Origin of the sequence: Mesorhizobium comanense (assembly GCF_005503535.1) — a bacterium.
GTDB lineage: Bacteria > Pseudomonadota > Alphaproteobacteria > Rhizobiales > Rhizobiaceae > Mesorhizobium > Mesorhizobium comanense.
In genome coordinates this window covers 91,756-109,555 of sequence record NZ_SCNN01000011.1, presented here as the reverse complement: position 1 = coordinate 109,555, position 17,800 = coordinate 91,756, and the positions used below count along the sequence as shown (strand labels likewise).

Annotated in this window: 16 protein-coding genes; 5 read left to right on the top strand and 11 right to left on the bottom strand. The window is 65.3% G+C overall.

Features of this window, described 5'->3' with window-relative positions:
• Window positions 1-6: 6 nt before the first annotated feature.
• The 8 genes from FFS37_RS19570 to FFS37_RS19535 form a co-directional block, all read right to left on the bottom strand.
• Window positions 7-1,155, bottom strand: a complete 1,149-nt coding sequence (locus FFS37_RS19570) for a substrate-binding protein (RefSeq protein WP_232375714.1) — start codon at window positions 1,153-1,155, stop codon at window positions 7-9.
• A gap of 100 nt (window positions 1,156-1,255) precedes the next feature.
• Window positions 1,256-1,957: an ABC transporter ATP-binding protein gene (locus FFS37_RS19565; protein ID WP_137932605.1), complete on the bottom strand. Its 702-nt coding sequence runs from the start codon at window positions 1,955-1,957 to the stop codon at window positions 1,256-1,258.
• 2 nt (window positions 1,958-1,959) lie between these two features.
• Window positions 1,960-2,664, bottom strand: coding sequence for an ATP-binding cassette domain-containing protein (locus FFS37_RS19560; RefSeq protein ID WP_137932604.1), 705 nt, complete (start codon window positions 2,662-2,664; stop codon window positions 1,960-1,962).
• Window positions 2,661-3,647: a branched-chain amino acid ABC transporter permease gene (locus tag FFS37_RS19555; RefSeq protein ID WP_137932603.1), complete on the bottom strand. Its 987-nt coding sequence runs from the start codon at window positions 3,645-3,647 to the stop codon at window positions 2,661-2,663. The genes FFS37_RS19560 and FFS37_RS19555 overlap by 4 nt, the downstream gene beginning before the upstream one ends.
• Window positions 3,644-4,501, bottom strand: coding sequence for an urea ABC transporter permease subunit UrtB (urtB, locus tag FFS37_RS19550; protein ID WP_137932602.1), 858 nt, complete (start codon window positions 4,499-4,501; stop codon window positions 3,644-3,646). Before urtB ends, FFS37_RS19555 begins: the two co-directional genes overlap by 4 nt.
• Window positions 4,502-4,505: 4 nt before the next feature.
• Window positions 4,506-5,627 (bottom strand): class II histone deacetylase, encoded by a 1,122-nt coding sequence (locus FFS37_RS19545; RefSeq protein ID WP_137932601.1) that lies wholly within the window; start codon window positions 5,625-5,627, stop codon window positions 4,506-4,508.
• Window positions 5,628-5,711: 84 nt separating this feature from the next.
• The gene (locus FFS37_RS19540) at window positions 5,712-8,444 is read right to left on the bottom strand and encodes a LuxR C-terminal-related transcriptional regulator (protein WP_232375713.1); all 2,733 of its coding nucleotides are present in this window, start codon (window positions 8,442-8,444) and stop codon (window positions 5,712-5,714) included.
• Window positions 8,423-9,067, bottom strand: coding sequence for a GNAT family N-acetyltransferase (locus FFS37_RS19535; RefSeq protein ID WP_137932600.1), 645 nt, complete (start codon window positions 9,065-9,067; stop codon window positions 8,423-8,425). Before FFS37_RS19535 ends, FFS37_RS19540 begins: the two co-directional genes overlap by 22 nt.
• 176 nt (window positions 9,068-9,243) lie before the next feature.
• On the opposite strand from FFS37_RS19535, the gene FFS37_RS19530 reads away from it, so the two are divergent.
• Genes FFS37_RS19530 through FFS37_RS19510 form a run of 5 tightly spaced genes read left to right on the top strand, consistent with a single transcriptional unit; the run spans window position 9,244 to window position 15,009 of the window.
• Entirely contained in the window at window positions 9,244-10,545 is a 1,302-nt protein-coding gene (locus FFS37_RS19530) for an ArgE/DapE family deacylase (protein WP_171026339.1), read from the top strand.
• Entirely contained in the window at window positions 10,542-11,600 is a 1,059-nt protein-coding gene (locus FFS37_RS19525) for a phosphotransferase (protein ID WP_137932599.1), read from the top strand. The genes FFS37_RS19530 and FFS37_RS19525 overlap by 4 nt, the downstream gene beginning before the upstream one ends.
• Window positions 11,601-11,605: 5 nt before the next feature.
• A complete protein-coding gene (locus tag FFS37_RS19520) occupies window positions 11,606-12,913 on the top strand; it encodes an aspartate aminotransferase family protein (RefSeq protein ID WP_137932598.1) in 1,308 nt (435 codons plus the stop codon).
• Between the two features lie 16 nt (window positions 12,914-12,929).
• Window positions 12,930-13,586, top strand: a complete 657-nt coding sequence (locus tag FFS37_RS19515; RefSeq protein ID WP_137932597.1) for a GntR family transcriptional regulator — start codon at window positions 12,930-12,932, stop codon at window positions 13,584-13,586.
• Window positions 13,587-13,605: 19 nt separating this feature from the next.
• Window positions 13,606-15,009 carry an FAD-binding oxidoreductase gene (locus FFS37_RS19510; RefSeq protein WP_137932596.1) on the top strand — a complete coding sequence of 468 codons (1,404 nt, stop codon included), beginning with the start codon at window positions 13,606-13,608 and terminating at the stop codon, window positions 15,007-15,009.
• 15 nt (window positions 15,010-15,024) lie between these two features.
• Here FFS37_RS19510 and FFS37_RS19505 read toward each other — a convergent pair whose 3' ends face one another.
• From FFS37_RS19505 to FFS37_RS19495, 3 genes are read right to left on the bottom strand one after another with little or no spacing between them, the layout of a single operon-like run.
• Entirely contained in the window at window positions 15,025-15,825 is an 801-nt protein-coding gene (locus FFS37_RS19505; protein ID WP_137932595.1) for an ABC transporter permease, read from the bottom strand.
• On the bottom strand, window positions 15,822-16,694 hold the full coding sequence (locus tag FFS37_RS19500) for an ABC transporter permease (RefSeq protein ID WP_137932594.1): 873 nt from the start codon (window positions 16,692-16,694) through the stop codon (window positions 15,822-15,824). Before FFS37_RS19500 ends, FFS37_RS19505 begins: the two co-directional genes overlap by 4 nt.
• Window positions 16,691-17,794, bottom strand: a complete 1,104-nt coding sequence (locus FFS37_RS19495) for an ABC transporter ATP-binding protein (RefSeq protein ID WP_137932593.1) — start codon at window positions 17,792-17,794, stop codon at window positions 16,691-16,693. Before FFS37_RS19495 ends, FFS37_RS19500 begins: the two co-directional genes overlap by 4 nt.
• Window positions 17,795-17,800 lie beyond the last annotated feature (6 nt).

The following is a 17,800-nucleotide window of genomic DNA, read 5'->3' as shown; positions in this document are numbered from 1 at the left end:
CATATCCTAGATCTTGCAGTAGGGCGTGACCGGCGCGATGGTGCCGAAATCCTTGGCGATCTCGTAGCTGATGCCGTCGGCCGCCGCCTTGCCGACATAGGAGTGGCAGAGCGTGTGGTTGTTGGAGGCATCGACACGGATCTTGCCTTGCGGCGCGTCGAACTCGATGGTCGGCAGCGCCTTGAGCACGTCGTCGTCCTTCAGCGACCCGGCCTTCTCCGCGGCAAGCGCATAGAGGTGCAGACCGTTGTAGCCGGCCTCGCCGATGCCGTTGACCATCTTCTCCTGGCCGAACTTTTCGCGGAAGCTCGCGATGAACTTCTTGTTGACCGGATTGTCGAGCGCCATCCAGTAGGGTTGCGGCGCATAGGTGCCGGCGGCAACGCCCGGCGGCAGCGCGTCCTTGTTGAAGACCTCGTCGAGCGGCGCGATCAGCGGCTGCTTGACGTCGAAGCTGCGATACTGCTTGAGCTGCGTGACGGCGTCGTTGCCGACCACCATCGACCAGACGACATCGGGCTTCAGCGACTTGATCTTCTGGAAGGCCGGGCCGAAATCGGTGGTGCCGAAGGGGTAGTAGTCGGCGCCGATGATCTTGCCGCCGGCCTTCTCATAGGCCGCCGTGATCGCTTCGGTCATCTTCTGCGGCCAGGCGTAGTCGGACGCCATGATGTAGATGGTCTTGCCGAGATTCTCGGCCACCCAGGGCATCATCGGATCGACCTGCTGCATCGGGATCGGGCCGGTGGCGACGAAGTAGCGGTTGCATTCGCCGCCCTCGAAATTGGTCGGATAGAAGAAAAGCTTCTTGGCCTTCGATGTCACCGACAGCGTGGCGCTGCGCTCGGGCGATATGATCGTTCCCATCACAACGTCGACCTTGTCTTCGTTGATGAGCTTGCGCGCCTTGTCGATCGAACCCTTGGTCGTGGTCTGGTTGTCCTCGATGAAGAGTTCGACCTGGCGGCCGCCAATGCCGTTGGCGGCGTTGAGTTCGGCGGCGGCGAGCTTGTAGCAATTGAGCAGCGTCTCGCCGAGGATCGCCTGCAGTCCGGTGATCGGGATCGACAGGCCGACCTTGACGGTGTCGGCGGCGCGCAGGATCGACGGCGCGCCCACCATGGCGAAGGCGGCCGCGGCGCCGCCGGATTTCAAGACAGTTCTTCTGCTTATCATTTTTGTGTTCCCTTCCAATCCCAGACGCGCCCCATGCGCGTCTTACAAGTCAACAGGTCCAGGCGCGGCAGGGCGCGCATCATAGGGCCAAGAGGTCCTTCAGCAGGCTCTCGTCGGCGAATGCTTCAGGCGTGCCCTCGTGCACGATCCTGCCTTTCTCCATCACCAGGCAGCGGTCGGCTGCCTTCAGAACGAGATCGAGATTTTGCTCGACAAGGATGATCGCGATGCCGCGTTCCCGGGCGATGCGCGGCACCAGCTCGGCGATCGATTGCACGATGTTCGGCTGGATGCCTTCCGAAGGCTCGTCGAGCAGCAGCACCGACGGCAGCCCGCACAGCGCGCGGCCGATCGCCAGCATCTGCTGCTGGCCGCCCGAGAGCGTGCCGGCGACCTGCGCTTCGCGTTCACGCAGGATCGGGAAATAGCCGAATATGTCGTCCGGAATGCCGCCGTCGCCCCGGTCACGGGCGGCCCGGGTGCCGACTTCGAGGTTCTGTCTGACGGTGAGCTGATTGAAGATGCCGCGGCCTTGCGGCACGTGCGCGATGCCCGCTCGCGCGCGGCGGAAAGCCGGCGCGTTGGTGAGGTTCTGGTCGCCCAGCACCACGGCTCCGCCGCTCACCTTCAAACCGCCGGCGATGACGCGCAGAAGCGTCGTCTTGCCGGCGCCGTTGCGGCCGAGCAGGCCGACGACCTCGCCGGATGACACGCTGAGGTCGATTCCGTTCAGCACCGGGAGCATGCCGTAGCCGGCCGAGACCGCCATTGTGCGCAGCATGGTCACCGCCTCCCCAGATAGACGTCGCGGACCATCTCGTCGGCCTCGATGTCGTGGAAGGGGCCGCTGCGCAGCCGGCGACCCTGATGCAGCACCAGCGTCTCGCAATTCAGCGCCCGCACGAAGCGTATGTCGTGCTCGACGGCGACGATCGAGAATTCGCCCTTGAGCCGCAACAGCATTTCCGCGGTCGCCATCGTCTCCTGCGGCGTCATCCCGGCAGTGGGTTCGTCGAGCAGCAGCAGACGCGGTTCGATGGCCAGCGCCATGCCGATCTCCAGCCACTGCTTCTGGCCGTGCGCGAGCCCGCCCGCCAGCGTGGCGGCGCGGTTGCCGAGCGCGACCAGGTCCAGGAGTTCACCGATCGGCCGCGCAGGCGAGGGCGCGCCCCAGCGCGCCACCTTGAGATTGTCCTCCACCGACAGGCTCGGGAAGACCGACGGAATCTGGAACTTGCGGGCGATGCCCAGGCGCGCGATGCGGTGGAGGGGCAGCCCGCCTATGTCGTGGCCGAGGAAGCGCACGCTGCCGGTGGTCGGGCGAAGCGTACCGGTCAGCACGTTGAGGAAGGTGCTCTTGCCAGCGCCGTTCGGCCCGATGATGCAGCACAGTTCCTTGTCGTGCACCGTCAGGTTCAGCGCTTCCAACGCCTGCAGGCCGCCGAAGCGTATGCCGACATTCTCGGCCCGGAGCAGGACATCGCTCATTGCGCCTGCCTCCCACCTTTGAAGAGGCTCTTGAGCCGCGCGTAGATCGAGAGGATGCCGTCCGGCAGCACGAAGACGATGATGACGAAGACGCAGCCGAGCAGAAGCGGCCACAGGCTTGGATTGAAGCTTGAGATCGTCTGTTGCGCGCGTTGGATGGCGATGGCGCCCAGCACAGGACCAAGCAGGGTGCCGCGTCCGCCGACGGCCACCCAGACGATGACCTCGGTCGAAAGAAGCAGTCCCGAAAGATCCGGAGCGACCAGCCCGGCCATGCAGACATAGAGCGCGCCGGCAAGCCCCGCGATCGCCGCCGAAAGCACGAAAGTGACGAGCAGGCGCAGCGGCGCATTGTGACCAAGGGCCGCCGCCCGGACCTCATTGTCCTGGATCGCGGTCAGCACCGTGCCCCAGCGGCCACGGCTGATCGACCACAACGCCAGAACGACTACCGCGACGATGGACGCGACGAAGATGTAGCTCGGCAGGTCCTGGCTGAGGTCGACATGCGTTCCACCGAGATCGAATTCGATCGGCGGGATGCCGATCAGCCCGCTATCGCCGCCGGTGACCGAACTCCAGGAGATCGCGGCCTGCTGGCAGATCACGCCCATCGCCAGCGTGACGATGGTGAAGTAGCTGCCGCGTATGCCGCCGAAGAACAGGAAGTAGCCGATGATCGCGGCGACGAAGGCGGCGCCCGCGATGGCGCCGGCGATGCCGAGCAGGCTGCCGAAGGGAATGGCATCGTTGAGCGTGACCAGCGCCATGATGTAGCCGCCGATGCCGAAGAAGGCGGCATGGCCGAAACACAATATGCCGGTGCGGCCCCAGAAGAAGTCGAGGCTCGCCGCGAACAGGCCGAAGATCAGCGCGTCGCGAATGACGGTCAGCTGGTAGCCGTCGGCGAAGAGGGGATAGACGATCGCGAGCGCCGCGCAAACGGCGAACACCAGCAACCAGTTGCGGTCGCGCGCGATCATCGCGACGCTCCGTTGAACAGGCCGTTGGGCCGCAGCCGCACCGCAACGATCGCGGCCAGCAGCACGATCGCCTGTGCCAGCGACGGCGAGATCTGGTAATTGAGCACGCTGGTCAGGCCGCCGACGAAGACGCTGCCCGCGACCAGTCCGCCGATCGAGCCGACGCCGCCGACGATGACGACGAAGAAGGCGTTGGCGAGGTAGTTCACCCCCATCTGCGGCAGCACGATTGCCAGCGGCGCGACCAGGCCGCCGGCAAGCCCGGCGATGGCTGCGCCGAAGGTAAAGGCGATGGCGTAGGTGCGCCGCGTGTTGATGCCGACGCCTTCCGCCATCTCACGGTTCTGGATGACGGTTCGGATGTCGAGCCCGAAGGAGGTCCGGCTGATGAGCAGGATGACGCCGAGCAGGGTTGCCGTGGCGATGCCGATCAGGATCAGCCGGTAGGCCGGATAGGCGGTGAAGAACAGGTCCAGCGTGCCGTCGATCGGTGGCGTCACCGGCTTGGCGCCGAGGCCGAAGGTCAGTTCCAGCCCTTGCTGCAGGATCAGGCTGACGCCCCAGGTCGCGAGTACGGTCGAGACCGGGCGCGAATAGAGGTGTCGGATGATGGCGAACTCCAGGATGCAGCCGACCACCGCGCCGGCGATCGGGGCGGCGGCCAGGCCCAGCCAGAAGGAGCCGCCGATGCTCTGGACGAAATAGACCGCGAAGGCGCCGACGGTGACGAACTCGCCATGCGCCAGGTTGGTGACGTTCATCAGGCCGAAGCTGATCGCCAGCCCGAGCCCGACCAGCATCAGGATGCTGATCAGCGTCAGTGCATTGAGGAGCGTGGTGACGATAAAATCCATCGCGTCAGGCAGCACTTGCGAGGCGTTGGCGCAAGCCCGCGAGCAGGCTTTCGGCGGCATCGATCACGGCAGCCTGATGCGGCTGCAAATCCTGTCCCGCCCATTCGTCGATATGGTCGGACAGCGGATCGACGACTTCGGTGCGATGGTTGGCCAGCGTTTCGATGACGGCGTGGCCGCAGAACGGCACGTAGCCTTCGGAATAGCCGCCCTCATGGGTCATCATCAGGCGTCCGCCGGACACCTCGGCGGACAGCGCCACCATGCGCGCGGCGAGCCGCCGGAAGCATTCGCTGTTGAGCATCATGCGGCCGAGCGGATCGAAGCCGGAAGCGTCGAATCCGGAGGCGACGATGACGAGATCCGGTTTGAAGGCGCGCAACGCCGGGGCGACGACACGGTCGAACGTCGCTTCATAGGCGCCCGTACCGCTGCCCGCCGGCAGCGGCACATTGATGTTGTAGCCTTCGCCCGCGCCCTTGCCATTGTCGGCCAGCGCGCCGCGTCCGGTCGGATAGAGATTGTCCTGATGCAGTGAAATGGTCAGCACCGACGGGTCGGAATAGAATACCGTCTCGGTGCCGTTGCCGTGATGCACGTCCCAGTCGACGATCGCCGCGCGGCCAAGCAGGCCCTCGTGCTGCAGCCGGCGCACGGCGACGCCGATGTTGGAGAACAGGCAATTGCCCATCGCCTGGTCGGGCTCGGCATGATGCCCAGGCGGCCGCGCCAGGGCATAGGCATTGTCGACACGGCCGGTCAGCACCGCGCGCATGGCGGCGTAGGTGGTGCCGGCCGACAACAGGGCGATGTCGAAACTGTTGAGGCCGATCGGCGCCTGCGGACCGGCGAAGCCGGAGCCCCGCTCGCTGAGCTGCCTGATATCGTCGACGTGGCGTTGGGTGTGGACACGCAGCAGGTCCTCGACGCTCACCGGCTCGGCGATGATCGGCACCAGATGACGCGCCAGGCCGCTGACCTGGATGAGGTTGTTGAGCCTGCGTTTCGATCCGGGGGATTCCAGATGGCGACCGGGCTCCACGAAACGGCCGGGAGGCATCATGTCGGCGCTGGAGCCGGTGTCATGCCACATAAGCTGTTCGTGAAAAACGTACCCTGTCGCCATCCGCAGCGTCCTCTACCAACCAGATGACGCTAGCAGGCTAACGATCGCATGGCCCGACCCGAAAGAGGGGCTGTGCCGGATGTTCTATGCCCCTCCTTTCGGAGGGGTGCGCAGGTTCAAGGCGGCCGGTGCGGCGCGCACGGCCTGCACGCGGTTCGAGACCGAGAGCTTGCCGAAAATGTTCTTCAAATGCCATTTCACCGTCGTCTCGCTGACCGACAGCGCGACCGCGATATCCCTGTTGGACATTCCCTCCGCCAGGCAGCGCAGCATTTCGGATTCGCGCTGTGTGAGCTGTTCTCCATCGGTCGCCGCTGCGGCCGGTCTGCGTGTCGCGGCAGGCATTGCCTGCGCGGCATCGATGATGCGTGTTGCGTAGGCCGACAGTGCCGGGTCGGTCTTTGCCAGCGCGGCGCGCAGCCGCAGCAGGCTTTCAACGACCGGTCTGCCCTCATCGACGAAGGAGCGTATGAAGCCGGAGGGTTGGGCCAGGCGCAATGCCTCCAGGAGGTATCGGTCGGCCTCGCGCCGGTCCTGGCCGGCGTTCTTGGCAGACAGGATGAGCGCCAGTATGTGGCGGCGCATGCGTCCGCTGCGTTTCGTGCGTTCCAGCAGGGTGTCGAAGATCGCCGCCGCTCCGGCATGGGATTTTTCCGCCGTCAGCAACCTGCCTTCGGCGAAGTATTCGAACTCGTTGGCCACGCTCGGTGCCGCTTGGCTGCGTTCGCGGCGGTGCTCGTCCAGCAGCGCGCGAGCCTCGGTGGTTCGGTCCTGGTCGAGCAGCAGCCGGATGCGGTCATGCACCAGCACCGAGGCGAGGCGGCGATAGACGGAACCGCGCACGCGCTGGTAGACGCGCTCCAGCATGTCGAGTGCGGCGTCGCCGCAGCCGGCAAGCTGCAGCACGCGGGCATAGGTCGGCACGCTGGCCAGTGGATAGACGATGACGGCGGCGCCCTCGATCAGCGGCCCGAGATTCTCGACCAGCGTCAGCGCTTCGCCGGACGCGTTGGTCTCATAGGCGAGTTCGGCAAGCAACGTTCCGGCGAGCGCCTCGGCATAGGAGTTCGCGCCGATCCGTGTCCTGGCCTCGATGATGGCGTTGCGCAGCAGCCGTTCGGCGGCGGGGAGGCGGCCTGCCGAACGCTCGATGACCGCCATGTAGCAATTGGCGATCGTGACGCCGAGCAGGCTGCCACTGCGCTCATGCGCCTTTCGCGCGGCGTCCACCGCCGAACGTGCCCCTTCGAGGTCGCCCAGCGCGTAGAGATTGTAGCCGATGACATTGGCGGTCGCCCCTTCCATGAACCAGGCATCGGGCGCGATGATGCGCAGAGCCGCCAGCGCGGTGTCGCGCGCGTCCTCGAACTGCTCCAGCGTGCTGTGAACGGCGGCTGCAAGGACTTCGAGCTCGGCCTCGATCGTGGTCCCCGTCAGCGTGCCCGGATCACTGATTTCCGTCGGGCCGGTTACGGTGAGCTTGCGCGCATTGGCGAGCGTGTGCTGGGCGATCTCCGGCTGGCTCGAATGCACCGCCAGCCACAGCACGACGAGCTGCAGCCGGATGCGCTGATCGATGAGGTTCTTGGGCAACAGCGCGAGCAACTGGCGCACATAAAGCAGCTGGCACTGTGCGATGAGCTCCAGCGCATTGTTCTCGACGAACACCGCCGCGCGCGCCTGGTCGCCGGCGGCCAGCGCATGGCCGATGGCTTCGGTCAGCATTTTGCGTTCGCCGAACCATTCCGAGGCCGCCAGATGCAGCGGTGCGATCATCTCCGGTTCGCGCCGTTCCATCTCGCGGCCGAGGAAGTCGCGGAACAGGTGATGATAGCGGAACCAGCGCCGCTCCTCGTCGAGCGGCACCAGGAAGAGGTTGCGGGTCTCGATTTCGGTGATTGCCGCCTCGGCGTCGGCCGCGCGCATCACCGCCCGGCAGGCCTCGGCGCTGAAACGTTCGAAGACCGAGGAGTGGAGAAGGAACTTCGCCAGCGCCGGCGGCAATCCCAGAAACACTTCTCCCATCAGGAAGTCCGCGACGTTGCGGTTGGCGCCGGTGAAATTGCCGATGACGGTTTCAGGTGCTTGCGCGGCGCTGAGCGACAGTGAGGCAAGTTGCAGGCCGGCGGCCCAGCCTTCGGTCCGCGAGCACAAGGTCTCGACCGTACCGCTGCTGACGCTGAGGCCCAGCTTGTCGTTGAAGAAAGCTTCGGCTTCGGAGGAGGCGAAGCGCAGATCGTCCGGCCCGATTTCAAAGACGTCGCCGAGCACCCTGAGCTTGCCAAGCTGCAGGTCGGGCAGGTTGCGCGAGCCGATGACGAAGACGATGTTGGCGGGTGCCTGTCGGGTCAAGCGCTCCATGAACCGCTTCACCGTCGCTGTTTCGATGGCGTGGTAGTCGTCGAAGAACAGGGTGATCTCGGCATCGCGCGCGGCAAAGCCCGCGACAAGGGCCGCAAGGACCACGTCGAGCTGCGGGATCGGGCTTGATTGGAAGGCGAGATCCAGATCGGCCGGACTGTGCACGAGATGGCGCACCGCACCCACCAGATGCGACAGGAAGGCGCCCTCGTCATTGTCCGTCGCCTCGCAGGAAAACCAGGCGGTCAGCCGCCCGTGCCGTGCGACCTCGGCCGCCCATTGCGCCATCGTCGTCGACTTGCCGAAGCCGGCGGGCGCGGCGAACAGCACGATGCGCCTGTCGATCTGCCGCTCCAGCCTCGACAGGATGCTCTCGCGCTTCACCCAGCGGCGGTGATGCGGCGATGCCTGGCCGGTCGGCTGCGAGGACGGTCTCATCGGGAGCCAGGCACCCATTCGGTCTCGATCAGCGGGATTTGCGGCGCCGCGTCGCGCGGCAGGGTCCCCTTGATCCGGGGATCGTCGGTGATCTCGAAACCGGCCGCAAAGGGCTCGAACCCGCAGGCTCTGTAGAAGCCGATGACGCTGTGATGATCGATGCTGCTGGTATGCAGCCAGATGCGCGCGGGGTTGAGGCGCCATGCCTCGTCGAGCGCGCCGGCCATCAGCCGCTTGCCGAGGCCGCGGCCGGTCAAGGAGGGGAAGAGGCCGAAATAAGTGATCTCGATCTCATCGCCGGTCACGGAGAATTCGACCATGCCGACATGGTCTCCGCTCTCATCATGGCCGTAATAGAGATGGTGTCGATGGTCGGCGAAATGGGCAGCGATTTCTGCATCAGACATTTCGGCGGCGCGGTCCCACAGCCATGGCGCGCCGATCTCGACAAAGGTCGCGCGGTAGGAGGCGCAATCGGGCTTGTTGATCCGGGTCATCGCAAGCGGTCGCGCGAGACTTGGCACCCGGGCGCGCGCTTCCATCCATGTCACCGCGTTGATGATCTTGCCCGCCGGCACGCGCCGGTAACCGGACGTGAGATCGGTGACTTCATCCGGCAATGCGCCTTCGGTGACCTGCATTTGTCCTCGATCTTTCACCGCGCAAGCTTGCGGCATCGGCCAAGCTGATGCCAACTCCACGCCCGCCTGCCAAGGGCTTATGACGGTGGGCCATGATTTTGGCTCGCCTGTCTTCTTGCCTTTCCCGGAAATGGCATATGAGATATGATACACCATTCACGGGAAAGCGGAATATCATGCCTGAGCGGGTAGCTGACGAAGCCATTTTGCGCGCGGTCGACGCCGGTTTCGACCGCCAGCTCGCCTTTCTCGCCGATCTCGTGCGCTTTCCCTCGCAGCGCGGCGAGGAACACGCGGCGCAGTCCTTCATGGCCGCCGCTTACGAGGCCGATGGCTACGCGGTCGACATGTGGCGCGTCGATGTCGATGCGATCCGCGGTCTTCCGGGTTTTTCGCCTGTCGCGGTCTCCTATGACGACGCCTTCAACGTGGTTGCCACCCACACGCCGCGCAATGCTACCGGCCGTTCGCTGATCCTCAACGGCCATATCGACGTGGTACCGACCGGACCGCTCGACCGCTGGGTGCGCGATCCCTATGACCCCGTCATCGAGGACGGCTGGATGCACGGACGCGGCGCCGGCGACATGAAGGCCGGCCTGTCGGCCTGTCTCTATGCGCTCGCCGCCCTGCGCGGCCTCGGCTATCAGCCGGCCGCGAATGTCTATCTCCAGTCCGTGGTCGAAGAGGAGTGCACCGGCAACGGCGCGCTCGCCTGCCTGCAGCGGGGCTATCGTGCGGATGCCGCCTTCATTCCCGAGCCGCTGGAGCCGAGGCTGATGCGGGCCCAGGTCGGTCCGATCTGGTTCAGGGTCGAGGTCGACGGCGACCCGCAGCATGCATCGGGTGCCTTCTCCGCTGGCGCCAACGCCATCGAGAAGGCCTTCCTCATCATCCAGGCGCTGAAGCGGCTCGAAATCGTGTGGAACGAACGCAAGGTCGACGACAGGCACTTCTGCAATCATCCGCACCCGATCCGTTTCAATCTCGGCAAGATCGAAGGCGGCGAGTGGACGTCGAGCGTTCCGGCGCGCTGCGTGTTCGAGATGCGCGTCGCCACCTATCCCGGGCAGAAACTGGAGGATGCAAGGGCGGAACTCGAGGCCTGCATCGCCGATGCGGCGCGCGCCGATCCTTTCCTGGCCAACCGCCCGCCCAAGATGACCTACAATGGCTTCATGGCAGAGGGCTACGTGCTGGAGGGCGCCGACGAGATGGAAGCCGTGCTGCGCCGCAGCCACACGGCCGTATGGGGCGAGCCGCTGACCGAGCATGTCACCTCCGCGACGACCGATGCGCGCTTCTTCGGCCTCTATGCCGACACGCCGGCGATCGTTTATGGCCCGATCTGCCGCATGCCGCATGGCTATGACGAGGCCGTCGATCTCGATTCGGTACGCAAGGTCACCCAGACGATCGCGCTGTTCATCGCCGACTGGTGCGGGCTCGAGCCCATCGATCCGGGGATGAGCTCATGAATGCATCCGTGACCGATGCTTTTGGCGAAACGCTCGCCGAGGATGCGCCCGATGTTTCGATCGCCGACGCGCTTGGCATCCTGCGCCAACACTATGGCCTGACCGGCAGCGCGCGCCCGCTGCCGGGCGAACGCGATCACAATTTCCACGTCCAGACGGAAGGCCATGGCGAGTTCGTCCTCAAGGTTTCCCACCCGGCGGAAGAGGCAGGCTTCACCGATTTCCAGAACCGGGCGCTCGATCACATACTGGCCGTCGACCCGGCCTTGCCGGTTCCCTCGGTGCGCAAGAGCTTGGACGGCGACGCCCAGTTCACGGTCAGTGTCGGCGGGTCGCCGCCGCGCATTGTCCGGCTGGTGACCTATCTGCCCGGCCAGTTGCTTTCACGCTCGCCGGCATCGGCTGCACAGGACCGCAATCTCGGCATCTTCCTGGCCCGGCTTGGCCGCGCACTGCGCGGCTTCTTTCATCCGGCCGCCGGCAGCGACCTGCTATGGGACATCCGCAAGGTCGCCAAGACACGGCCCATGCTGGCTGACATCGCCGATGCCGGCCACCGCGCCATGGTCGAACGCGTCATCGACGCTTTCGAGGAACATGCTGCGCCGGTCATTCCCGGCCTGCGCGCGCAGATCGTTCACAACGACATGAATTCCTACAATGTCGTCATGGATGCCTCGCGGCCGGAAATCGTCAGCGGCATCCTCGATTTCGGCGACATGATCCATTCGCCGCTGATCTGCGACCTTGCCATCGGTGCCGTCTATCGCTGGCCGGCAGACGGCCATCCGCTGGCTCCGGCCGCGCGCTTTGTCGCCGGCTATCAGTCGGTACAGCCGCTCGAGGCCGAGGAGATCGGCATCCTGTTCGACCTGATCCGTGCCCGCCTTGCCCTCATCGCCAACATTGCGAGCTGGCAGGCGGAGCGGTTCCCGGCCAAGCGCGACTACGTGCTGCGCCTCATCACCGAGGTCTGGGCATCCCTCGAACGGCTGGACGCCCTGTCGTCCGCCGACGCCCGCCGCTATTTTCTCGATCATTCCAAGCCGGAGTAGATGCCGTGTCCCAGTCCTCACCCGTGAATGCCGTTGCCGGCGCCGGCACGTCCGCATCCGAGCAAGCCTTGCTCGAACGCCGCGCCAGGCTGCTTGGGCCGACCTACCGCGCCTTCTACCGCAACCCGATCCATCTGGTGCGTGGCAGCGGTGTCTGGCTCTACGATGCGGGAGGCCGCAGATATCTCGACGCCTACAACAATGTCGCTTCGGTCGGGCACTGCCATCCGCGCGTCGTCGAGGCGCTTTCGGGCCAGGCCGCCACGCTCAACACCCATACACGCTACCTCAGCGAGATCATCCTCGACTACGCGGAAAAGCTGCTCGGCACCCTTCCGTCTCATCTCGGCCACGCCATGTTCACCTGCACCGGCAGCGAGGCCAATGATCTAGCCGTCCGCATCGCCCAGCATTCCACCGGCAACACCGGCGTGATCATCACCGATTTCGCCTATCACGGCGCCACCATCGCCACCGCACAGCTGTCGCCGGCGGCCACGGGCGCGAAAGGCGTGCCCTCGCATCACCGGACGGTGGCCGCGCCGGACACGTTCCGCGGGCATGGCGCCGCCGCTGGTGGCTTCGCCAGGAATGTCGCAGCCGCCATCGAGGACATGCGCGCGCATGGCATCCGCCCGGCGGCGCTGCTTGTCGACTCGGCATTTTCCAGCGACGGCATTTTCTTCCCTGATGCGGCTGTCATGCGTGAGGCGGCCGATCACGTCCGCAAGGCCGGCGGCATCCTCATCGCCGATGAGGTCCAGTCGGGTTTTGGCCGTCTCGGCCAGGGCATGTGGGGCTTCGCCAATTACCGCCTCGAGCCCGACATCGTCACCATGGGCAAGCCGATCGGCGACGGGCATCCGATGGGCGCGGTCATCGTGCGGCCGAAGCTGGTTTCCTCCTTCGGTTCCAATACCGGCTACTTCAATACGTTCGGCGGCAACCCGGTCGCGGCCGCCGTCGGCCTTGCCGTGCTCGAAGTGATCGAGGGCGAGGGGCTGATCGAGAATGCGCGCACTGTCGGCGCCTATACCGGCGAACTGCTGAGCGCGCTTCAAAGCCGCCACGGCATGGTCGCCGATGTCAGGCACAACGGGCTCTATTTCGGGGTCGAGCTGGTGGCGCAGGACGAGGCCACGGCCGCCGCCAGGACTTCTGCGGTCGTGGAAGCCATGCGCGAGGATGGGGTGCTGATCTCCTCCTGCGGGCCGCGCGGCAATGTCCTGAAGATACGGCCGCCCTTGCCGTTCGCCAGGGACAATGCCGAGCAGCTGGCCGAGACGCTCGACCGCGCATTGTCGCAATGGTGAGCGGAGCGGGCCGCTGATGCTGAAGCTCGAACATCAAACCCTGAACGACCGCGCCTACGGCGCGCTCAAGCAGGAATTGATTTCGGGCGGCTTCAGCCCCGGCCAGTCCCTGGTCATCCGCAAACTCGCCGAGACCTTCGGCATCTCGACCACGCCGATCCGCGAAGCGCTGCAGAGGCTGGTCGCCGAGCGGCTTCTGGAAATGCGCAACAACCGCTCGATCATCGTGCCGCTGCTGTCGGCGCCCGCCTTCGAGGAACTGACCCGCATCCGCATCGCCGTCGAAGGACTGGCGGGGGAAATGGCGGCCTCGCGCATCGGCGAAAGCGGGCTCGTCGACATCCAGGTCACGCTGGCCGGCATGCAGCGCGCCATCGAGGCCGATGACGCCCGCGCCTATCTGTCGCTCAACGAGGCCTTCCACTTTGCCATCTACCAGCAGGCTGGCGCGCCGATCCTGCTCAACATGATCCGTGACCTCTGGGGTCGGGTCGGGCCCTATCTGAAGCTCCTGATGCAGGCCGACCGCTACATCCCGCGGTCCAACGACGCCCATCGCAAGATCGTCGCCGCGCTGGAAGAGGGCGACGGCTCCGCCGTGAGGGCGTCCATCGAGCAGGACATAGCCGCGGCGGCCGCCGTACTCTCCCAAAATCTTCGCTCACCGGACTGATCTGGGGTAGGAATGGCCGATGTCGCCTGAAACACAAAGACTTCTTTCGGCACTTGGTGAACGGCTGGGCGCCGGCGGCGTGCTCGCCGGCTCCGATGTCGACCAGCGCTATCGCGACGATCCCGACGGCAAGCTCGGCGTGCTTCCCGAAGTGGTGCTGCGCCCGCGCGATACCGTTGGTGTCGCGGCGATACTCGCCGGCTGCAACGCGGTCGGCCAGCCGATCGTCGTCCAGGGCGGCCGCACCGGACTGGCCGGCGCAGCGCGCGCCCAGCCAGGCGAGATCGTGCTGTCGCTGGAGCGCATGACCGGGCTTGCCGTCCCCGACACTGAAGCCGCCACGATCGTCGCCGAAGCCGGCGCGACATTGCAGGCGGTCCAGGAGGCGGCCGACGGCGCCGGGCTGATGTTCGGTGTCGATATCGGCGCGCGCGGCTCGGCGACCGTGGGCGGTAACATTGCCACCAACGCCGGCGGCATCCGCGTTCTGCGTTATGGAATGTACAGAGCGCAGGTGCTGGGGCTGGAGGCGGTTCTGGCCGACGGCAGCGTGCTGACGTCGCTGAAGGGCCTGCCCAAGGACAATTCCGGCTATGATCTGGGCCAACTCTTCATCGGCACCGAGGGAACTCTCGGCGTCGTCACCCACGCGGCGCTCAGGCTGCATCCCAAACCGGCCTCCGAGGTGAACGCTTTCTGCGCGCTTTCCTCGCTCGATGCGGCGATCGCCCTGCTTGCCCTGCTGCGGCAAAAGCTTGGGCCGTTGTTGTCCGCCTACGAGGTCAACTTCGCGCCGCTCTATGATGTCATGGTGGCAAGCATGGCCATGTCAGCACCATTGCCTACCGGCTCACCCGTCTATGTCCTGGCCGAGATCCAGGGCAACGAGCCCGAACGCGACAGCGAGCGCTTTGCCGAGGTTCTGATGCAGGCGGTCGAGGACGGGGTCGTCGATGATGTCGTCGTCTCGCAGTCGCCGCGCGAGTTTCGTGCCTTGTGGGACGTGCGCGAGGATGCCAACCGTATCCTGTTTGCAATGAAGGGCCTTGTCGGCGTCGACATCAGCATTCCGCTGGCGCGCATGGGAGCTTTCCTGCGCGAAGCTGACGCTGCCATCCACGCCGTCGATCGATCCGCGGAAATCTATGTCTTCGGCCATCTCGGCGACGGCAATCTGCATTACCAGGTCCTCACCGCCGATCCCGAGGCGGCATACGGCATCATCTATCGCGGCGTGGCCGCCGCCGGAGGCGGCGTTTCGGCCGAGCATGGCATCGGCCTCGACAAGAAAAAGTGGCTGCATCTGGTGCGAGGCGATGCGGAAATCGCCACGATGCGGCGGTTGAAGGCGGCGCTCGACCCGAAGAACATCCTCAACCGCGGGCGTGTCTTCGACCTCGATCCAACAGGCCTCGCAAGATGACAGGCGTCCGGTAGCTCAGCTCCGTTCCGCCGCCATCTGCCTTGGGATGAGAAAACGGGCGGCGAGCACGCAAAGCAGCACCGTGAACATCAGGATCAGCGCCACGAGCGCGTTGATGTCCGGTGAGAAGCCGAGCCGCATCATCGCCCACAGCCTGACCGGCAGCGTGCTTTGCGTGCCGGTGACCAGGATGGTGATCATGGTCTCGTCGAAAGACAGCGCGAAGGCCAGGATGGCGCCGCCGACCATCGCGCTCGACAGGTTGGGCAGGATGATGCGCCAGAATGTCTGCCAACCGGTGGCGCCTAGGTCGTAGGAGGCTTCGACCAGCGTGCGGCTCATCGACTGCAGCCGCGTCAGCACCGTGCGGTAGACGATCGCCAGCACGAACACCGTATGGCCGATGACGACGGTCAGCAGCGAGCGCTCAAGGCCGATTTCGCGAAAGAAGATCAGCAGCGCCAGGCCGCTGATGATCGGCGGCATCAGGAACGGCAGGAAGATGATGAACTGCAGGAAGGAGCGTCCAGCGCGGCGGCCGTGATAGTAGAGCGCCAGCAGCGTTCCGCTGACCACGGAGAGCACGACCGTGCACAGGCCGACGATCAGCGTGGTGCGAAGGGCCGCCAGTATGTCGTGGTTTTGAGCCAGCGACACATAGGTCGAGAGGGTCGGCGACGACCAGTCGACATTGCCTTGCGAAAGAGGAAAGAAGGACGACACGATCGGCACGAAGAGCGGACTGTAGAGCAGTGCCGCGACCAGTGTCGTGATGGCCGCCAGGAAGATCGTGGAAAAGCGGGGCAGGGTGCTCATACCGAGGATCCCCGGTTGCGCCCGAAGCGCTCGCCGATGAGGATGGCCAGGATCACGACGATGGCAAGCGCCACCGAAAGTGCTGCGCCGAAGGGCCAGTTATAGGCGGTTCCGAATTGGCTGTAGAGGATGCGGCCGAAGGTGAAGCCGCTGATGCCGCCCACCATCTGCGGCGTCAGGAAGTCGCCGATCGCCAGCACGAAGACGAAGCTCGCCGCCGAGGCGACGCCGGGCAGGCTGAGCGGCAAGGTGATGCGCAGGAACGTCTGCAGCCCGCTCGCGCCAAGGTCGTCGGAGGCGCGCAGCAAGGTCTGCGGAATGCGCTCCAGCGACAGGAAGATCGGCAGGATGGCGAAGGGGATCAGCAGCAGCGTCAGCGTCAGCAGGATGGCGTTCATGTTGAAAACGAAAAGCGTCGACGGCTGGTCCAGAATGCCGAGCGCCACCAGCGCCTTGTTGAGGAAACCGTTGAGGCCGAGGATGCTGCGGATGGCATAGATCTTGATGACGTAGCTCATCAACAGCGGCACCAGCAGCAGCATCAACAGCGCGTAGCGCCAACGGCCCTTGAGCGTGGTTAGAAAATACGCCGTGGGATAGGCAAGCAGGATGCAGATCACCGCGACCGACAGACACAGGATGATGGTGTTCCAGAACACCGGCAGGAAGATCGGGTCGGTGAAGAACCTGATGTAATTGCCGAGCGTCGGCGCATAGACGATCGTGCCCTGGTCGACGCTGAAGAAACTGTAGACGAGGAAGATCGCCAGCGGCACCAGCACGAAGATCACCGGCATGGCGTAAGCCAGCACCGTCACCAGCAGCGACAATCGCCTTTCCCCGGCCTGCATGGAGGCGGCGCTTCTCATGCCAGCACCAGATGGCCTTCATGCGGCGCGAAAGAGAGCGAGACCGGCTCGCCGGATTTGAGCGCGCTGCCGTCGATCCGGCTCGGCATGCGAAGCCGCAGGCGTTGTGCCGCGCTGTCCGGGCCGGCCGTGATCGTGGCGACGGTGGACGAGCCGGCGAAAGCCAGATCGGCGATGGTGCCGCCAAAGTGGTTGTCGCTATCTCTGGTATCCGCGAGGCGCAAGGCTTCGGGACGGAACGCCGCGAAGGCGCCGGCGCCATCCGGCGCTGCCTTGAGGTGAGGCTGGTCACTGACCGAGCAGACCAGCCGTCCCAGCGCGGTCTCGATGGAACGCTGTTCGCCCTGCACGGTTCCGAGCTTGCCGGCCACCAGATTGTTCTCGCCGAAGAAGCGCGCGACGAACTCGCAATTCGGCCGGTAGTAAAGCTCGTGCGGCGTGCCGAGCTGGCGGATATGGCCGGCCTGCATGACGCAGATCCGGTCGGCCATGCCGATGGCTTCCTCCTGGTCGTGGGTGACGAACAGGAAGGTGGTCTTGATCTCGCGCTGGATGGATTTCAGGAACTCCTGCATCTGCCGGCGCAGTTCGAGATCGAGCGCGGCAAGCGGTTCGTCGAGCAGGATCAGCCGTGGCTGGCAGATCAGCGCCCGGGCAAGTGCCACACGCTGGCGCTGGCCGCCGGAAAGCTGAGCCGGAAACCGGTCGGCGAAACGGCCGAGCTGCACCAGATCAAGCGCCTTCGCGACCCGGCTTGCGATCTCCTTGCGCTTGATATGACGCACCGACAGGCCGTAGCCGACATTGCCGGAAACGGTCATGTGCGGGAACAGCGCATAATCCTGGAAAACGGTGTTGAAGGGCCGCCGGTTGATCGGCATGCGGCTGATGTCGTGGCCATCGAGGCGAATCTCGCCCGAGGACAGCGGCTCCAGACCGCCGATCAGCCGCAGCACCGTGGTTTTGCCCGAACCCGATGGTCCCAGGACGGTCAGGAATTCGCCGTCACGGATCGAAAGGTCGATGCCGTGCAGCACCGGCACCTTGCCGTAGGATTTCGAAACGGACCGCAGCGTCAGCAGGTCGGTATTCTGGCTCATGGGATA